Consider the following 16,722-nt stretch of genomic DNA (forward strand, 5'->3'; position numbering starts at 1 on the left):
AATACTTGAGCCCGTATGAAAAATTTGTTACTCAACATCTCATAAGGTGCTTCATGGTGCTGTGGAGATGACCGGCCGCACTGGTGCGGCCGACCGTAACGTGACTCGTTGGTCGCTTCCCTTTTCTGTTCGTTGACGGCCCAGAAGTCCGGACTCTTCATGCATGTCTGCTCGGCATTTTGATCAGCTTTGAGTCACGCTGTCTGGCACGATCCGGCTTGTGAAGCCCGCGCCTCGCAGCCGCTGGTATGCCGCGGCCACGCCGTCAGGGATGTGCTGTTCGACCATGAATCCCTGCCGAGGGTAGATCATGAGCCGTTGCTGAGCGCCGACCAGCATGTCGATTACCAAGCGTGCGTCCTGGATGGAGTCGACGTACTCGGTCAGAGACATGGGGGCGGATGTGCTCACCCACTCGACTTCGGGCCACAGCTTGCAGGCCGTCGCGTAGGCCCGCCGTTCCTCGTACGGCTTGCTGACCAGCAGGACGGACGAAACGGGGATGCGGTGCTCTTCGAGCAGTGCGCGTGAGAAGTGGATGTTCTCTCCGGTATTCCGGGCGTGCGGCTCAACGAGGATCGCTTCCGCCGGCACGCCCAGCTCTACCGCTCGCTCGCGGTAGTGCTCGGCTTCGCCCCGCGGCATGCGGTCGCGCGTTGTGGGGCTGGTCGCGCCCGTGAAGACGATGAGCGGCGCCATGCCGCGGTGGTAGAGCTCTGCGGTGGTGTCCGCCACGCCGAGATCGTGGCTGCCGAGGCCGATGGCGACAGAGCAGGGGCGCACCTGGTGTCCCATCTGCTGGAAGTCCCAGAGACATTGAGCGTCCGCCCGCTCCTGATCCGAGATCACTTGGACTCTCCTCCGTCGTTTGCCGAGTCGGGCACCTTGAAGTCGTATGTCCACGAGAAGCGCGTTGCTGCGTGGACACCGATCGCGAACTCCACCACGGTCCCGTCTGCGGTGAAGGTGGTGCGGTGGAGCTCCACCACCCACTCGCCCGGTGAGAGCTGGAGGAGCTGCGCTTCCTCCGCCGTGGGGACACGTGCGAACAGCGTTTCCTGCATGTGGTCGATCTCGTATCCGGCGTCGTAGAGGACGCGGAAACCGCCGCCGCGGCCGGCGGGGCCCGGGGTCGGGTCGACGATGCGTGTTCCCTCGACGTGTTCGGGGCGGTAGTAGCTGGTCAGCGTGTGCGTGGGCTGGGAGCCTTCCTTGACCACACGTGCACGGGCGTACACCTCCGCGCCTTCCGGCAAGCCGTGCGCCTCAGCAACGATCACCGGCGCTTTCACCCGGCTGACGGTCTGCGTCTGCTCGTTTCGGCGGTACGCGCGCCCGGAAGCCACTCGGTCCGCGATGAACGCCACCTCGTCGCCGTCGCGCCATTTGGCCTTGTCGTACCGCGCGATGCCGAGCCGCTTGAGCGGTGCCCGCTGGCGCACCACGGTGCCGTGGCCGCGCGACGAGGTGACCAGTCCCTCGGCCTCCAGGGCCTTGTAGGCCGCGTGGACCGTGGACTTCGAGCCTTCGCCCGCTTCGACCAGCTCCCTGATCTGGGGTAGCTGATCTCCCGGGGCGTACTCACCGGCCCTGATCTTTTCGGCCAGTCGGTCAGCGAGTTCTCGCCACTTAGGCGCCATGTAGCACTCCTCTCAACACCGCCAGTGAAACACAGTCCCAGGACTGTTGACAGTCCTGGGACTGTGCGTCATCGTCTTGCTCAGCGGATCGCAGTCCTAGGACAGCGAGCTTCGGGGGGCCTTCTTTGTGCTGCTCCGAAACGCAGGGCGGACACGCTGCAGGACCGCCCGACAAGGCCAGAGGACAGGGCTTCGGCCCGACTGGTGAGGTGGCCCGGTGACCGCGAGCAACGGCCGGAGGGTGGGGACACGGTCCCCCTTGCAGCACATCACCTTCCCTGCGACCGACAGGAGCTCTGATGTTCCGACGAAAGCGATGGACACCGCCGTGACGGACCGGTCGACGGTGTCTGTGCGGTACCCCGGTCCGCCCTCTACCTGGCACCGCAGCGGCTGACGCTGCGGCCGGTTGCCTCCCCCGCCCGTCTGGTCCCGCGCTCTGCGCGGCGCCGTACGGGCGGGGCGTGGGGAGCCGGATGTTCCTGCTCTACGGCCGCGGCCCCGGTGGTGCAACACCGGGGCCGCTCTGCTGGGCCGTTCCACTGTAGATAGGGATCCACGACCCATGAAGCACAGCATGACACTCCAGGCGGTTGCCGCTGACCCGGCCGGCGGAGAGCCGTCGGCTGCCGAGCTGGACGCGATCGACGCCGAGATGCCGCTCATCACGGCCGAGGTCGAGCTGCTGGACGCGCAGATCACGGTGCTGGACCGGGTGCCGTCCGAGCTGGACGCCCGCCGTCTGCGCCGTGCCCGCCGTCGGGTGCTGGCCGCCCGTCGGGTGCTGGCCAACCAGGGCATCGCCGGTTCGCCGGAGGTGGCCTGATGGCCGACACGTTCACCGCGCAGTTGGCCACCCGCGGCGGCCGGTGGCACCTGTACGTCGCCCTGCTCAACACCGGGGAGCCCTGGCCCGACCACGACTTCGGCACCCGGACCACGGCGCCCACCCGGGCGGAGCGTTCACGCGCTTTGAACGCGCTGGGCTACACGCTCACCGACGACGCCGAATGGACGTGGGTGGAAGACAGCGAAATCCACGATGACCCCGCCTCGCCGGTGCTGCTGATCGCCGCGACCAGGGTGCGGGAGGCGGCCGGATGAGCAGCGTTCAGATCCGTTCAGCCGAGCGCGCCCTGTCGGTGGGGACGTGGCTGATCGTGGCCGGAGCGATGCTCTACTCCATCCTCACCGTCACCCCGCTCATGGCCAAGCACACCCCGCCCGGGTGGGGCTGGACCGCGCCGATCCTGCCGCTGGTGGTGGACGCCGCGGTCGTCATCGTGGTCCGCCTGGACGCCGTACTGGCCGGCCTCGGCGGGCACGGCGGGCGGTGGCCGGTGGTGCTGCGGTGGATGACCGGCGCCATGACCCTGGCGCTGAACGTGGCCGACTCCGCGCTGAAGAAGGATCTGGTGGGCGTGGCGGTGCACGCGGTGGCGCCGCTGCTGCTGATCGTCACCGCCGAGACCGGGCTGGCCTACCGCCGCGCCATCGCCGCCGCCCAGGAAGCACAGGAGGCCCGGCAGCGCGCCGAACGGGAGCGGGCCGAGCAGGCGGCCCGCGAGCGTGAGGAGGCGGCCGAGCGGCGGGCCCGGGAGGAGCGCGAGCACGCCGCCCAGTTGGCGCGTGAACAGCGTGAACACGAGGCCCGTCTCGCCCGCGAGCAGGCCGAGCGAGAGGAGCGGGCCCGGCGGGAGGAACGGGAGCGGGCCGAGGCCCGCGAACGGGCAGAGCGGGAGGCTCGTGAACGCGCGCAGCGTGAACGTGAACAGGCCCAGCGGGAGCGTGAACGCCGCGAGCGGGAGGAGGCCGAGCGCCGCGAAGCCGAGCGGCGGGAGCGGGAAGCCGCCGCCCGCCGGGAACAGGCCGAGCGGGCCGAGCGGGAGCGCCGTGAACGCGCCGCGCTGCTGGCCGGCGGGCCCGTGAACGAGAAGCTGCCCGAGGACCGGTCCCGCCGGATCGTGCACGCCGCGTTCGTCGAGGGGCTGCCGGTGCGGGCCGCGGCCGAGCTGTGCGGCTGGTCGATCGGCTGGGTCTCCGCCCGCTACCAGGAGCTGCGCGACCAGGCCGCCCCGGCTGGCGGTGCGCGGCCGGTCAACGGCACCGCGCTGGCCGGTAGGCCCTGATACGGCTCAGCGCCCCCACCCACTCGCGCATGCGTGACCTTAGCGACCCGTTTTCACCTGCTCTATCGCACGGGCCCGGCCGTCCACCTTCCACAGCTTCGGCCGGGCCCGCAACTCCCTGCAAAGGAGCGCACTCAGCATGACCGACACCACTCTCACACCGGTAGCGGGCCCCGAGGCCCCGCCGGACGCACCGCCGCCGCAGCAGGCACCCGAGCAGTCGGCGCCCGCGTCGGCCGCCGAGGTGGAGCACACGCCCGGCGGTTGGCCGGTCGTTCCGCTCGCGGTGACCGGCACGAACACCACTGTCACCCTACTCGGGGCCGCCGCGCTGGTCGGCGGACCGGCGGCGCTGGCCGTTGCCGCCACGGGCGCGGTCGTCGTTGGCACGGCCGCCGCCGCGCGTACCCGGCGCGGGCAGCGCGGTACGGCGCGGACCGCCCGCACTGGCACCGCCCGCACGGCGAGCGGAGCGGCACCGGGGCCGCGCGGTGCCCGCAGGGGCGGGACCGGCCGGGTACCGCTGCAAAAGCAGCCGACCAGCCTGAGCAAGAGGAACGGCGCGGGGCACGGAGCCAGTACGGCGGGCACGACCAGTGCTCGCGGCAAGGCCGTCCACCGGGCTGCCGGTTCGGGCCGGGTCGGATCGCTGCCCAAGGCCCGCACGGCGTCCGCCGGTGCCGGCATCCGGCCGGGCCGCGTCGGCGGACGGATGGCCCAGGCGCGGGCGGCCCGTGGGGCGGCCCCGACATGGGCCGCGCGGCGGGCTGAGACGACCGGGGCGCGCCGTGCGGTGGCCGATGCCCGCCGCGCTGCGAAGCACCGGGCCCGTACCACCTCCCTGGCCGGTAAGGGACCGGTCGGACGGGCCGCGGCCAGGGCGCTGGGCGCAACGAGCGCGGCCCGCCGCAAGGCGGTGGACCGGGCCCGTGCGGCGCGGGACCGCGCGGCGGCCCGGCACCTGGACGGGCAGCGTGAGGCGGTGCGCACGGCACCGGCCCGCAAGCGGGCGCGGAAGGCGCTGTGGCGGTCGGCGGCCCGGTTCCAGGGCCGCCGTCTGCTGGCGGTGCTCCTGGCGGGAGCGCTCGGGTTGATCGGGCTGGTCACCACCCCGCTTGGCCGCCGTCTGGGCTGGGCGTGGCTGATGTACCCGGGCCGCCGCTTGTACGCCCGCCTGACGCGCACCGCCGCCGAGCAGCGCGCCGCCCGCGATGCGGCGATCCGCGAGCGGCAGACGGAGGAGACCGCGGCGGAGGCGGACGACGGCGAGCAGATCGGGGACACCGCCGAGCGCCCGGTCGGCACCGTCCCTGCCGCACCCGGCACGACAACCAGTGAGGGAGAGAGCATGTCCGGTTTCCGGTTCGAGGAGGCCGCAGCCGAGATGGAGGCCGCGGCGCAGAGCTACGAGCCCGAGAACGCCATGGAGATCCTCGCCATGGTCGAAGGGCTTCCCGCCGCGCTGACGAGCGTGGCGAACGTGATGCGGATTCTGGCCGAGCGCGCCGATGGCGAGTTTCCGCTGGAGAAGGAGGTGGCGGACGGCTTCAACGACATGTTCGGCGCGCTGATGAGCGCGGTTGCTGTGGCCGAGGACATGGGCCCGCTGTTCCGCCAGGTCCACGAACAGGACATCGCCCGCCACGAGGACCCGCGCAACGGGCCCCAGGCCGAGAAGGGATGGAACGTCTGACCATGGCTACCAACACCGCCTCAACGGGGCCGGTGTGGGACTGGGCGGCCGGTCACGGACCCGTGACCGGCGCCCTGTCCGCCACCACCGGATGCCTCGCCGTCGCCACCACTGGTACAGCCGCCGGCATGCCGCCTGGCTGGGCGCTCGCCATCGGTGTGGCCGGAGCGATCGGCCACACCGTCACCAGCCTCCGCGACCGCCTGGCGGCCCGCACCATCGGCATGCGGGCTGCCTCCTGGCTTCTCGGCGCCGGATGGACCACCTGGGCCATGGCATCCGGCCCGCTGTCCTGGACGGCGCTGGGCTCGCTGGCCACCCTCGGGGTCGGCGTCGGCGCCGCGGCCCGCGCCACCCTGCTGCACGAGGAGGCCCGGGAGCTGGAGGCCATCGCCGCCGCCGAACGGCAGGTGGCCGCCGACCTGTCCGCCGAACGCCGGGCCATCGCCGCCGAATGGGTGGACCGGATCCAGCGGGTGTGCGGGATCATCGTGCGGGTGCGGGCGGTGGAGATGTGGCCCACCGGCACCGGCTTCACCCTGGACGCCGACCTGCCGCCCGGCGGGGCCACCTACGACCGCATCGCGCGGGAGGCCCCCAAGCTGTCGGCGGACGCCCGGCTGCCGCACGGCTGCACCGCCACCGCCTCCCCCGGCATCGACCAGGGCCGCGTCCTAGTCGACGTGACCACCGTCAACGTGCTCGCCCAGGAGGTCACCTACCCCACCGACTACGGCCCCCTGTCGGTCCTGACCGGCATCCCCTGGGGACTGCGGACCAACGCCGAGGAGATCCGCGCCTATCTGCGCGAGCAGTGCGCGCTGGTCGTCGGCCCCACCGGCTCGGGCAAGACCAACATGGTCCACACGATCCTGGCCGGGTTCGCCCGCGCAGAGGACGTGCTCACCTGGGTCATCGACCTCAACGCCGGATCGGCCGGCCTGCCCTGGGTGCGCCCCGCCCTCGACCGCGACGGGCGACCGGTCGACGGGATGCGGCCCGGAGTGGACTGGCTGGCCGCCTCCCCCGAGGAGGCGGCGCTGATGCTGGACACTGCGGTGCGGGTCGCCAAGCACCGCAAGACCGTCTACCAGGACCTGATGGCCCGCGCGAACACCGACCTGCTGCCCATCAGCCCGCGGATTCCGCAGATCATGCTGGTCATCGATGAGGGTGCGGAGATCCTGGCCGGCACCGACCGCGCCTCGCGCACCCTGGCGGCCAAGATCCTGGAAGTGATCCGGATCGCCCGCGCCATGGGCATCCGCACCGTCCTGACCGCGCTCGGGGCCACCGGCGCGGTGCTGGGCAACCTGATGATCCGCCGGGAGGCCAAGGTCCGGGTCGCGCTCACCGGCGGAGAGACCGAGGGCATGGACCTGTCTAAGCAGTTCCCCGGCTCCCGCGGGCTGCGGGTCGACCAGGCTCCCTACAAGGGCGCCGGGTTCATGGGCACCCCCGAGTCCCCGGCCGCGCTGTTCAAGTCCTGGCGGATCCTGCCCAACCAGATCCGCGACATCACCGCCGCCACCGCCGACCGCCGCCCCACCCTCGACGCCCCGTCCGCCCAGGCCGCCGGAGACGCCTACGCCCGGCGCTGGGACGCGGACCGCACCGCCTGGATGCGCGACCAGCCCAGCACTCCCGCCGCCACCGGCCACGGGCAGCGGACCGACCAGCCGAGCGGGCTGAACCTCTCCGCCCTCCGCGGCGAGCAGCTGCCCACCGCGGAACCGGACGAGGAGGAACTCGCCCGGCGCTTCCGTGAGCAGATCGACGCCCAGTTCGCCACCGCCCCCGAAGCAGGCGCGACCGAACCGGACGAGCCGCAGCTGCCCGCACCGGGCGGGCTGAACCTGTCCGCCCTCAAGGCCGGGGACAACCCGGCCCGCGATGCGGCACTGGCGCTCCTGCTCGCCGCCGGCCCCGAGGGCACCGGAGCCTCCGCCATCGCCCGCGCACTGGCCGACGAGCACGGCACCACCCGGCAAACCGTCGTCGGCTGGCTCAAGAGCTGGACCGAGGACGGCACCGCCGTACGCGTCGGCACCGGCACCAAGGCCCGCTACGTCCACCACCGCCACGCACCCGACAACCCCACCGGGCAGTGACCGCCTGTCGCCTGTCGCCCCACCCGCACGCAGCCTCCCAGACGACTCGGTGAGGGTCGAAAACGGCTTGTGACCTGCGACGCGACAAGCGACAAGACAAGACAAGCGACACCCCGCACGACAAGCCGGATGACAAGACGCACGACAAGCAGAGCCCCGCCCCGCCACCCGCCGGGCGGGGTTCTGCGTTTCCGCACACCCACCACTCAAGGAGGCCGTCATGGACCACCGTGAGCCGCCGGGGCACCTCGCCCCGCACCTGCCCGCCGACCTCTACCACCGCTTAGACGACCGCACCATCGTCATCGTCCACACCCCGCCCCCGCGGCGCCGGGCCACCGCCTACGCGGTGCCGCTCGCCGTCGGGTTGGCCGTCGCGTTCGGGTTCATCGGCCTGGCCGCCGCCGCCCTGGCGCTGTTCGAGTTCGCCGTCCGCACCGCCGCTCTGCTGGGCACCCTGGCGGGCCCGGTCGGCATCGGCACCTTCCTCCAACTCGCCCGCCCCAAGGGCAAGTGACGCCCGGAGCGGGCCGCCCACGTCTCGCCAAAGATCGCGCGGCCCGCTCCGGCACTCCCAGTCCTCAACAGACCTCAGGAGGTCTCCAGCATGACCCATGACGCACGCTCCGCGCTGCTGTCCGCCGCCCTGTCCGCCGCCGAGCGCGGCTGGCACGTCTTCCCCCTCCGCCCCGGCAGCAAGGTCCCCGCCGGGCACGCCGAGGCCCGCTGCCCGCGCACCGACCGCTGCACCGGCGGCCACCGCAAGCCCGAGCAGCGCGCCACCACCGATCCCGACCACATCCGGCAGGCGTGGGCGCAGCGGCCCTACGGCATCGGGGTGGCCACCGGCCCCTCCGGGCTGGTCGTGGTCGACCTCGACCGACCCAAGCCCCAAGAGCCGGACGGAACGCCTGACGGCGTGGCCAACTTTCAGGCGCTCTGCGAGCGCGCCGGGCACGCCGTCCCCGCCACCCTGACGGTGCGGACCGCAAGCGGCGGGGCGCACCTGTATTTCACCGCCCCGGCCGGGGTGCGGCTGCCCAGCAGCAAGGGCAGGCTCGCGCGCAAGATCGACACCCGGGCCTGGGGCGGGTACATCGTCGCCCCCGGCAGCACGGTCGACGGCCACGGCTACACAGTGACCGAGGACCGCCCGGTGGCGCCGCTGCCTACCTGGCTGCTGGCCGCCCTGCGTCCCGCGCCCCGGCCCGCACGAACGGTGGTGCCGGTGGCGGCCACCACCCGGGCGTCCCGGTACGCGGATGCGGCGCTGCGCAACGAGACGACGGCCGTCGCCACGGCGGCCGAGGGCGGGCGGAACGCCGCGCTGCTGCGGGCCGCCCGTGCCCTGGGGCGCTTCGTCGCATCCGGCGACCTTCTCCGGTCCGTGGTGGAGGAGGCTCTTCAGGGAGCGGGGCAGGCGGCCGGTCTGCCGCCGGCCGAGTGCCGCGCCACCCTCCGCTCCGGGCTGGACTGGTCCATCGCCCACAACCCGCAGCGGAGGACCGCATGAGCCGCCCCGCCGCTGCCCGCCTGAAGAGCCTCCCCGCCCCCGACCGGCCGACTGCCGCCACACCGCCCGCACCCCGGCAGGCCGGAGGCGACCGAAAGGGCGTCGCCCGCCAGGGCATCCGCTCTGGTCCTGGCCCGCGCCGTGGCGACGGCCGTTGCATCGTGGCGTGGCTGCACCTCACCGCCCCCGGCCGCGGCGTGGTGCCCACCGCCCACTCGTGGTGCGCGTGCGGCCACGACCGCAGCGCCGTCGGCCACCGCCAGGTCCTCGCCCTGATCGACGCCCACGCCACCCACCGCGAGAACTGCCCCCTGCGCCACCGCACCGAAAGCAGGCCCGCTGCATGACCACACCCCAGACCACCAGCGCACCCGCCCTCGACGGCGCCGAGCTGCTGGACGCCGTCGAGCGCTTCCACCGGCGCTTCAACGTCTTCCCCACCGAGGCCGCCTACGTCGCCGTCACCCTGTGGGACGCCCACGCGCACCTGCTGGACGCCTTCGACTCCACCCCGCGACTGGCCTTCCTCTCCCCGGAGCCAGGGTCGGGGAAGTCCCGGGCGCTGGAGGTAGTGGAAACCCTGGTGCCGCGCTCCATGGCCGCCGTGGACGCCTCCGCCGCCGCGCTGTTCCGGTCGGTGGCCGGACTCGACGGCGGTCGGCCCACCATCCTCTTCGACGAGATCGACACCGTCTTCGGCCCCAAGGCCGGGGACAACGAGCAGCTTCGTGGCTTCCTCAACGCCGGGCACACCCGGGGCCGGGTGATGTACCGGTGCGTGGGGGACGGTGCCAACCAGCAGGTGCAGGGCTTCCCGTCGTTCTGCGCGGTGGCCGTCGCCGGACTCGGCTCGCTGCCGGACACGATCCTGACCCGCTCAGTCATCATCCGCATGCGCCGCCGGGCCCGCAACGAGAAGGTGGAGCCCTTCCGCACCCGCATCCACGTCGCCGAGGGCAACGTGCTGCGCGACCGGCTCGCTGCCTGGGCCGAGACGATCCAGGAGCAGGTGGCCGGCGCTTACCCCGAACTGCCCGAGGGGGTGGCCGACCGGCCCGCCGACGTGTGGGAACCGCTGATCGCAGTGGCGGACGCGGCCGGGAGCGACTGGCCGCGTCGGGCGCGGGAAGCCTGCCTGACGCTGGTCAAGGCATCCCAGGTCAACGACAAGGCCAGCCTCGGCATTCGTCTGCTGACCGATCTGCGTGACCACGTGCTGATCGGAGTGGACAAGCTGCCCACCGTCGCCATCCTGGATCGGCTCAACGCGCTGGACGATGCCCCCTGGGCCGACCTGGACGGCCGCCCGCTGGACTCCCGGCGGCTGTCGCGGATGCTCAGCCAGTACGTCACCGCCGACGGTGACCCGATCGCCTCCCGCAACATCCGCACCGCCGGGGGAGTCCTCAAGGGCTACCACGCCGAGGACCTGCACGACGCCTGGACCCGCTACTGCCCGCCCCCTCCGGAAAGCGCGCTACATCCGCTCCAGCCGCTACACCCCAGCTCACAGCCCGTGTCCGTGTAGCGCACCCCGCCCGATGTAGCGGCTACACCCGGCTGCCCCGAGCCCACCGCCCGGGGCAGCCGGACCGCTTCTAAGAGGGAACGTAGCCGCTACACGCACCCTTCCTGCTACACCGAACCCGCCGCTGAGCTGCGATGTAGCGGCGTGGCGGATGTAGCGGACCTCAGAGGAGAGGGCAACGCCCTGCTCCGTCGTTCGCTGCTGAGGAGAGACGCCCGCATGAGCTCAGCTCTGCCCGACACCTACGAAGTTCTCACCGTCCCCGAGGTCATGGCTGCGCTGCGGATGAGCCGGAGCAAGGTCTACGACCTGATCCGCTCCGGCACCCTGCCCAGCTACACCGAAGGCCGTTCCCGGCGGGTCCCCGCCGACTCGCTCCGTACATACATCCGCTCCAAGCTTCAGGAGGCCGCCTGATGGCCAAGCGCCGCGCCAACGGCGAGGGCACCATCACCAAACGCAAGGACGGCCGCTACCAGGCAGCCGCGTACGTCTACCGCCCGGATGGCACCCGCGTTCGCAAATTCGTCTACGGCAAGACCCGCGCCGAGGTAGCTGAGAAACTCACCGAGATCCAGGAGAAGACCCGGCAGGGAATTCCCGCCGCCACCTCCGCGATGCCGTTCGGGGACTACCTCGCCTACTGGCTTGCAGCCGTGGCTGCCGAGCGACTCAAGCCCTCCACCTTCATGAGCTACGAGGTGATGGCCCGCCTGTACATCGCTCCCTCACTCGGCAGGAAGAAACTCAACCGGCTCGGCCCCGCCGACGTACGACGCTTCCTCGCGGAGTTCCGCGACGGTTGCCTGTGCTGTCTGCGGGGCCTGGACGCGAACCGCGCCGAGGACGAGCGGAGATGCTGCGCCAAGGGGCGGTGCTGCCGCCGCCGGCCGTCCGCGCGCACAGTGCAGTACGTCCACGCCGTGCTGCGGTCGGCTCTGCAACAGGCGGTCCGGGAAGAACTCGTCGGCCGCAACGTGGCGCGCATCGTGGAGACACCTCCGGTCGCTCGGCAGGAAGTGCGGCCGCTGGACCGGACCGAGGTGCGGACGCTGCTCAAGGCGGCCCGGCTCCATCGGCTGTACGCCCTGTGGCTGTTGCTCGTCTCCACCGGCCTGCGTCGTGGGGAAGTGCTCGCTCTCACCTGGGACGATATCGACCTCGACAGGCGACAGCTCCGAGTGCGCCGCAACCTCCAGCGCATCAAGAAAGAGCTGGTCTTCGGCACTCCGAAAACCGCTCGCTCCCAACGCACCATCTCGCTGCCCCGGCGGTGCGTGGACGCCCTCAGGGAGCACCAGGCGGCCCAGCGAACCGAGAGGGCCGCCGCTGGGCTGAAGTGGGACCCGCTGCCGCACCAGCCGAGCGGGCTGGTCTTCACGACGCCCACCGGCCGGCCGACCGATCCGCGGAGCCTGAACCGGATGCTCACCGTGCTCTGCCGTAACGCGAACGTGCGCAGGGTGCGGGTGCACGATCTCCGGCACACCTGCGCCTCGCTCCTGCTGGCTCAGGGGGTGGACGCCCGGACCATCATGGAGACGCTGGGACACAGCACGATCACCATGACGCTGGACACCTACGCGCACGTGATGGACACGACGCTCAGAGCAGCCGCCGAGCGCATGGAGGAAGCGTTGGGTTCGGAGGACGGCAGCGCCCAGCCGCCCGAGTGACCCCGGTTGATGTCAGCCGCTGATGTCAGAAGCCCCCTGGGATGATCCCAGGGGGCTTCTGACCAGTGTCGGGACGACAGGATTTGAACCTGCGACCCCTTGACCCCCAGTCAAGTGCGCTACCAAGCTGCGCCACGTCCCGGTGCCTTCGCGGCCTGGGCTTTTCGGCCCCGGCCGTTCGTGCAGGAAAACTGTACCTCACTCGGTGCGGTGCTCGCGCACCCCTTCTGACGCGCGGGTTTCGGGGGCCGGGGGCCGGGATACCCGTTGCCGTTGATGTCCGTGATCGCGAATGGTGGGAGTGCAATGTGAGGCGACCCCGGATTGTCATTGTGGGGGCTGGTTTCGCCGGGTATCAGGCGGCTCGGGAGTTGTCGCGCAAGGCGCGGGGGGCGGCCGAGGTGGTGCTGGTCAACCCGAACGACTACTTCCTCTACCTCCCGCTGCTGCCCGAGGTGGCCGCGGGGACGCTGGAGCCGCGGCGGGTGACGGTGTCGCTGGCGGGGACGCTGCGCGGGGTGCGGGTGGTGCTGGGTGAGGTCCACGGGGTGGACCTGGCCGGACGGCGGGTGTCCTACGCGGACCCGGAGGGCCGCGCCGGCTGGCTGGGCTACGACCGGTTGCTGATCACCGTGGGCAGCGTGAACAAGCTGCTGCCCATTCCGGGGGTGGCCGAGCACGCGCACGGGTTCCGGGGCATGCCGGAGGCGCTGTTCCTGCGGGATCACGTCAACCGGCAGATCGCGCTCGCGGCGGAGACGGACGATCCGCTGGAGCGGGCGGCCCGGTGCACCTTCGTCGTCGTCGGCGCGGGGTACACGGGGACCGAGGTGGCGGCGCAGGGGGTGCGGTACACGGATGTGCTGGCCCGGCAGTACGGGGTGGCCCGGCCGAGGTGGCTGCTGCTCGACGTCGCGTCGAGGGTGCTGCCGACGCTCGACGAGCGGCTGTCGGCGACCGCCGACCGGGTGCTGCGGGGGCGGGGCGTGGACGTGCGCCCGGGGACGTCGGTGCGTGAGGCGACGGCGGACGGCGTCCTGCTGGACGACGGCTCCTTCGTGGGCACCCGCTCGCTGGTGTGGTGCGTCGGGGTGCGGCCGGACCCGCTGGTGGACGATCTGGGCATGCCCACGGAGCAGGGGAGGGTCCTCGTGGACGAGTACCTGACGGTTCCGGGGCATCCGGAGGTCTTCGCGTGCGGGGACGCGGCAGCCGTCCCGGACCTGACGCGGCCGGGGGAGACGACGCCGATGACGGCCCAGCACGCGGTGCGGCAGGGCCGGGTGGCCGCGCACAACATCGCTGCATCCTGCGGGGTGGGCGCGCGGCGGGAGTACCGGCACCACGACCTGGGTTTCGCGGTGGACCTGGGCGGGCTGCAGGCGGCGGCGAACCCCTTGCGGGTGCCGTTGGCGGGGCCCGCGGCCGGGGTGCTCACGCGGGGTCACCACCTGGCCTCGCTGCCGGGGAACAGGGCGCGGGTCCTGACCGACTGGATGCTGAACGCGGTGCTGCCCCGGCAGTCGGTGCAGCTCGGGCTGGTGCCGGAGTTCGCGGTGCCGCTGGACACGGCGTCCCCGGAGACGGCACGCCTTCCCGGGTGAGGCCCGGAGCACGCCTTTCGGGGCGGGCTCAGCGCCGGGAGAGGGCCGGGGCGTAGGGGCCGACGAGTTCGCGGTGCCACCAGGCCCCCGTGGCGCGACGCTCGCGCGCCGTGGTGAAGCGGTACCGGTAGAGCCGGGCACGCACGTGTGTGGGCGGGGCGTCCGGGAAGGGGTTGTGGCGCAGGAGCCGCAGCGTCGCGGGATCGCCCGCGAGCAGTCGTTCGAGCAGTTTGGTGAACCAGGGGCGGGCGTAGCCGGGGGAGAGGGCGGCGAACCACATGAGCCAGTCCAGCCGCAGGTGCCAGGGCGCGTACTGGCGGGGGAGCCGGCGGGCGTCGCCGGGCTTGCCGCGGAAGCCGTACTCCCGCCACACGGTGGCCTCGGTGAGGCGGTCGGCGTCGGTGCCCTCGATGACGACCTCGTGCCGCAGCCGGGTGACGGTGCCGAACGCGCCGTAGGTGTTGACCAGGTGGTAGGCGTTGAAGGAGCGGTTCATCTCCTGCCGGGAGGAGACGAGGTTGCGCACGGGCCAGTAGCTGAGGACGGCCACCAGCGCTGTCACGGCGAGGGTGGTGGCGGTGAACCATCCGGGGGTCTCCCCGTGGGCGGGCGTGCTGAACAGGCCGGAGGCGTTCACGGCGGTCACGGCGAGCAGGATGGTCAGCCAGTTGAGCCAGGCGAAGTTGCCCGAGACGACCAGCCAGAGCTGGGTGAGGACGATGCCCGCCGCGGCCCAGGTGGCGATCGGCTGCGGCGCGAACAGCAGGACCGGGAGCCCGAGCTGGGCTACGTGGTTGGCCGCGGTCTCCACTCGGTGCACGGGCCTGGGCAGGTGGTGGAAGAACCAGCTCAGCGGGCCGGGCATGGGCTGCGTCTCGTGGTGGTAGTAGAGGCAGGTCAGATCGCGCCAGCACCGGTCTCCGCGCCATTTGATCAGCCCGGCGCCGAACTCGACGCGGAAGAGCAGCCACCGCAGGAGCAGCAGGGTGAGCAGGGGAGGGGCCACCTCGTCGTTCCCGAGGAAGGCCGCCAGGAAACCGGCCTCCAGCAGCAGCGACTCCCACCCGAACGCGTACCAGGTCTGCCCGACGTTGACGATGGACAAGTAGAGAGCCCAGGGCAGGAGCCACAGGGGGATCGTCACCCAGAGCGGGACGAGGTCTCCCAGGCCGGCCAGGAGGGCGGCGGCGAGGGCCGCGCCGGTCCAGGCGACGGCGGCGAAGAGCCGGTCGGAATACCGCCAGTGGAAGAGGCTGGGCGCGGCGCGGAACGGGACCCGGCGCAGGTAGGCCGGGACGGGGGTCATGCCCGAGGTGCCGATGAGGGCACGGAACTGCAGGGCCGCCGAGGCGAAGGCGATGAGGTACACCGCTGCCAGGCCGCGCTGGAAAACGAGCCGGGCCGTCCAGTACTCCGGTGCCGTGAGCCACTCCATGACGGACACGGGTACCACCGTCGGCGCCGGGCGACGCGCACCCCGCCCGGCGCGCCGCCGCCAGCCCCGGCGTACTCCCGCCCGTCACCGGGCCGTCGCCCGCCCGCCCGCCCGTCCCGCTTCCCGTCGCCCGCCCCCGGCGCGACGGGAAGCGGGACCGTACCCGTCAGCGTTCCAGGACCAGCGCCTGCCCCTGCCCGACGCCGATGCACAGTGCGGCGAGGCCGGTACCGGATCCGGCCTGGGCGAGCTGGTGCGCGACGGCCCCGGCGATGCGGGCTCCGGAGGCGCCCAGGGGATGGCCGACGGCGATGGCGCCGCCGCGCGGGTTGACCTTCGCCGGGTCCAGCTCGGGCCACTCGGCGAGGCAGCCGAGAGCCTGCGCGGCGAACGCCTCGTTCAGCTCGACGGTGTGCAGGTCGTCGAAGCGGAGCCGGGCCTTCTCCAGGGCGCGGCGGACGGCCTCGACGGGGCCGAGGCCGAAGAGCTGGGGCTCGATGCCGGTGACCGCCGAGGTCCGCACACGGGCCAGCGGTTCCCGGCCGACGGCGCGCAGGCCGGCCTCGTCGGTCAGCAGCAGGGCGGCGGCGCCGTCGTTGAGCGGTGAGGAGTTGCCGGCGGTCACCGTCCCCCCGTCCTTGCGGAAGACGGGCCTGAGCTTCGCCAGCGCCTCCAGTGACGTGGCCTCGCGGACCGTCTCGTCGCGCAGCAGCCCGCCGTCCCCGTAGGGCACGACCTCGGCCGTGTAGGCGCCGTCCTTCCAGGCCCGCGCGGCCTTCTCGTGGCTGGCCAGGGCGAAGGCGTCCTGCTGTTCCCGGGTGATGCCGTGCCGGTCGGCGACGAGTTCGGCGCCCTCGCCCAGGGAGACGGTCCACTCGGCGGGCATGCGTGGGTTCACCATGCGCCACCCCAGCGTCGTGGAGTGGACGTCCGGCGCCCCGGCCGGGAAGGCGCGCTCCGGCTTGGGCATCACCCACGGCGCGCGGCTCATGGACTCCACACCGCCCGCGACGACGACCGAGGCGTCCCCGGTCGCCACGGCCCGGGCGGCCTGCACGACGGCCTCCAGGCCGGAACCGCAGAGCCGGTTGACCGTGGAGCCCGGCACGGTGACCGGGAGCCCGGCCAGCAGGACGGCCATGCGGGCGACGTCGCGGTTCTCCTCGCCCGCGCCGTTGGCGTTGCCGAGGACGACGTCGTCGACGCGGGCCGGGTCCAGCTCGGGCGAGCGGTCCACGAGGGCGCGCACGACGTGGGCGGCGAGGTCGTCGGGGCGCACGGTGGCGAGGCCGCCGCCGTACTTTCCGACCGGGGTGCGGACGGCGTCGACGACGTAGACATCTCGCAGGCGATCGTTGGTCATGGCAGCGATCGTGTCAGGACCGTGCGCCGC

General features: G+C 72.6%; 16 protein-coding genes and 1 tRNA gene. 12 read left to right on the plus strand and 5 right to left on the minus strand.

Annotated features, from left to right (window positions below):
* Window positions 1-183: 183 nt before the first annotated feature.
* Both O7609_RS23160 and O7609_RS23165 read right to left on the minus strand, forming a co-directional pair.
* Entirely contained in the window at window positions 184-849 is a 666-nt protein-coding gene (locus O7609_RS23160) for a YdcF family protein (protein WP_269744171.1), read from the minus strand.
* Window positions 846-1,640: a GntR family transcriptional regulator gene (locus O7609_RS23165; RefSeq protein WP_269744172.1), complete on the minus strand. Its 795-nt coding sequence runs from the start codon at window positions 1,638-1,640 to the stop codon at window positions 846-848. The genes O7609_RS23160 and O7609_RS23165 overlap by 4 nt, the downstream gene beginning before the upstream one ends.
* A 565-nt stretch (window positions 1,641-2,205) precedes the next feature.
* Between O7609_RS23165 and O7609_RS23170 the strand changes: the two genes are divergently transcribed.
* From O7609_RS23170 to O7609_RS23220, 11 genes are all read left to right on the plus strand, one after another.
* The gene (locus tag O7609_RS23170; RefSeq protein ID WP_269744173.1) at window positions 2,206-2,466 is read left to right on the plus strand and encodes a DUF6284 family protein; all 261 of its coding nucleotides are present in this window, start codon (window positions 2,206-2,208) and stop codon (window positions 2,464-2,466) included.
* A complete protein-coding gene (locus O7609_RS23175) occupies window positions 2,466-2,744 on the plus strand; it encodes a DUF6303 family protein (protein ID WP_269744174.1) in 279 nt (92 codons plus the stop codon). Before O7609_RS23170 ends, O7609_RS23175 begins: the two co-directional genes overlap by 1 nt.
* On the plus strand, window positions 2,741-3,769 hold the full coding sequence (locus O7609_RS23180) for a DUF2637 domain-containing protein (RefSeq protein ID WP_269744175.1): 1,029 nt from the start codon (window positions 2,741-2,743) through the stop codon (window positions 3,767-3,769). The genes O7609_RS23175 and O7609_RS23180 overlap by 4 nt, the downstream gene beginning before the upstream one ends.
* A 139-nt stretch (window positions 3,770-3,908) precedes the next feature.
* A complete protein-coding gene (locus tag O7609_RS23185; RefSeq protein ID WP_269744176.1) occupies window positions 3,909-5,462 on the plus strand; it encodes a hypothetical protein in 1,554 nt (517 codons plus the stop codon).
* A 2-nt stretch (window positions 5,463-5,464) separates the two neighbouring features.
* Window positions 5,465-7,573 (plus strand): hypothetical protein, encoded by a 2,109-nt coding sequence (locus tag O7609_RS23190; RefSeq protein WP_269744177.1) that lies wholly within the window; start codon window positions 5,465-5,467, stop codon window positions 7,571-7,573.
* A 220-nt stretch (window positions 7,574-7,793) separates the two neighbouring features.
* Window positions 7,794-8,090 carry a hypothetical protein gene (locus O7609_RS23195; RefSeq protein WP_269744178.1) on the plus strand — a complete coding sequence of 99 codons (297 nt, stop codon included), beginning with the start codon at window positions 7,794-7,796 and terminating at the stop codon, window positions 8,088-8,090.
* A gap of 90 nt (window positions 8,091-8,180) precedes the next feature.
* The gene (locus O7609_RS23200) at window positions 8,181-9,086 is read left to right on the plus strand and encodes a bifunctional DNA primase/polymerase (RefSeq protein WP_269744179.1); all 906 of its coding nucleotides are present in this window, start codon (window positions 8,181-8,183) and stop codon (window positions 9,084-9,086) included.
* Window positions 9,083-9,433 carry a hypothetical protein gene (locus O7609_RS23205; protein WP_269744180.1) on the plus strand — a complete coding sequence of 117 codons (351 nt, stop codon included), beginning with the start codon at window positions 9,083-9,085 and terminating at the stop codon, window positions 9,431-9,433. Before O7609_RS23200 ends, O7609_RS23205 begins: the two co-directional genes overlap by 4 nt.
* Window positions 9,430-10,614, plus strand: coding sequence for a DUF3631 domain-containing protein (locus tag O7609_RS23210; protein ID WP_269744181.1), 1,185 nt, complete (start codon window positions 9,430-9,432; stop codon window positions 10,612-10,614). The genes O7609_RS23205 and O7609_RS23210 overlap by 4 nt, the downstream gene beginning before the upstream one ends.
* Window positions 10,615-10,833: 219 nt before the next feature.
* Complete coding sequence (locus O7609_RS23215; protein WP_269744182.1) at window positions 10,834-11,031, plus strand: helix-turn-helix domain-containing protein; 198 nt, start codon at window positions 10,834-10,836, stop codon at window positions 11,029-11,031.
* On the plus strand, window positions 11,031-12,290 hold the full coding sequence (locus O7609_RS23220; protein ID WP_269744183.1) for a tyrosine-type recombinase/integrase: 1,260 nt from the start codon (window positions 11,031-11,033) through the stop codon (window positions 12,288-12,290). Before O7609_RS23215 ends, O7609_RS23220 begins: the two co-directional genes overlap by 1 nt.
* Before the next feature lie 68 nt (window positions 12,291-12,358).
* Here the strand turns inward: O7609_RS23220 and O7609_RS23225 are convergent.
* A tRNA-Pro gene (locus O7609_RS23225) sits at window positions 12,359-12,432 on the minus strand.
* A gap of 190 nt (window positions 12,433-12,622) precedes the next feature.
* Here O7609_RS23225 and O7609_RS23230 point away from each other — a divergent pair.
* Window positions 12,623-13,894: an NAD(P)/FAD-dependent oxidoreductase gene (locus O7609_RS23230; protein WP_269744184.1), complete on the plus strand. Its 1,272-nt coding sequence runs from the start codon at window positions 12,623-12,625 to the stop codon at window positions 13,892-13,894.
* A gap of 28 nt (window positions 13,895-13,922) precedes the next feature.
* On the opposite strand, the gene O7609_RS23235 is transcribed toward O7609_RS23230, so the two are convergent.
* Window positions 13,923-15,329 (minus strand): lipase maturation factor family protein, encoded by a 1,407-nt coding sequence (locus tag O7609_RS23235; RefSeq protein WP_269737146.1) that lies wholly within the window; start codon window positions 15,327-15,329, stop codon window positions 13,923-13,925.
* Window positions 15,330-15,495: 166 nt separating this feature from the next.
* Entirely contained in the window at window positions 15,496-16,692 is a 1,197-nt protein-coding gene (locus O7609_RS23240) for a thiolase family protein (protein ID WP_269744185.1), read from the minus strand.
* Window positions 16,693-16,722: the final 30 nt, after the last annotated feature.

This window comes from Streptomyces sp. WMMC1477, assembly GCF_027460245.1.
In the GTDB taxonomy this organism is placed as follows: domain Bacteria; phylum Actinomycetota; class Actinomycetes; order Streptomycetales; family Streptomycetaceae; genus Streptomyces.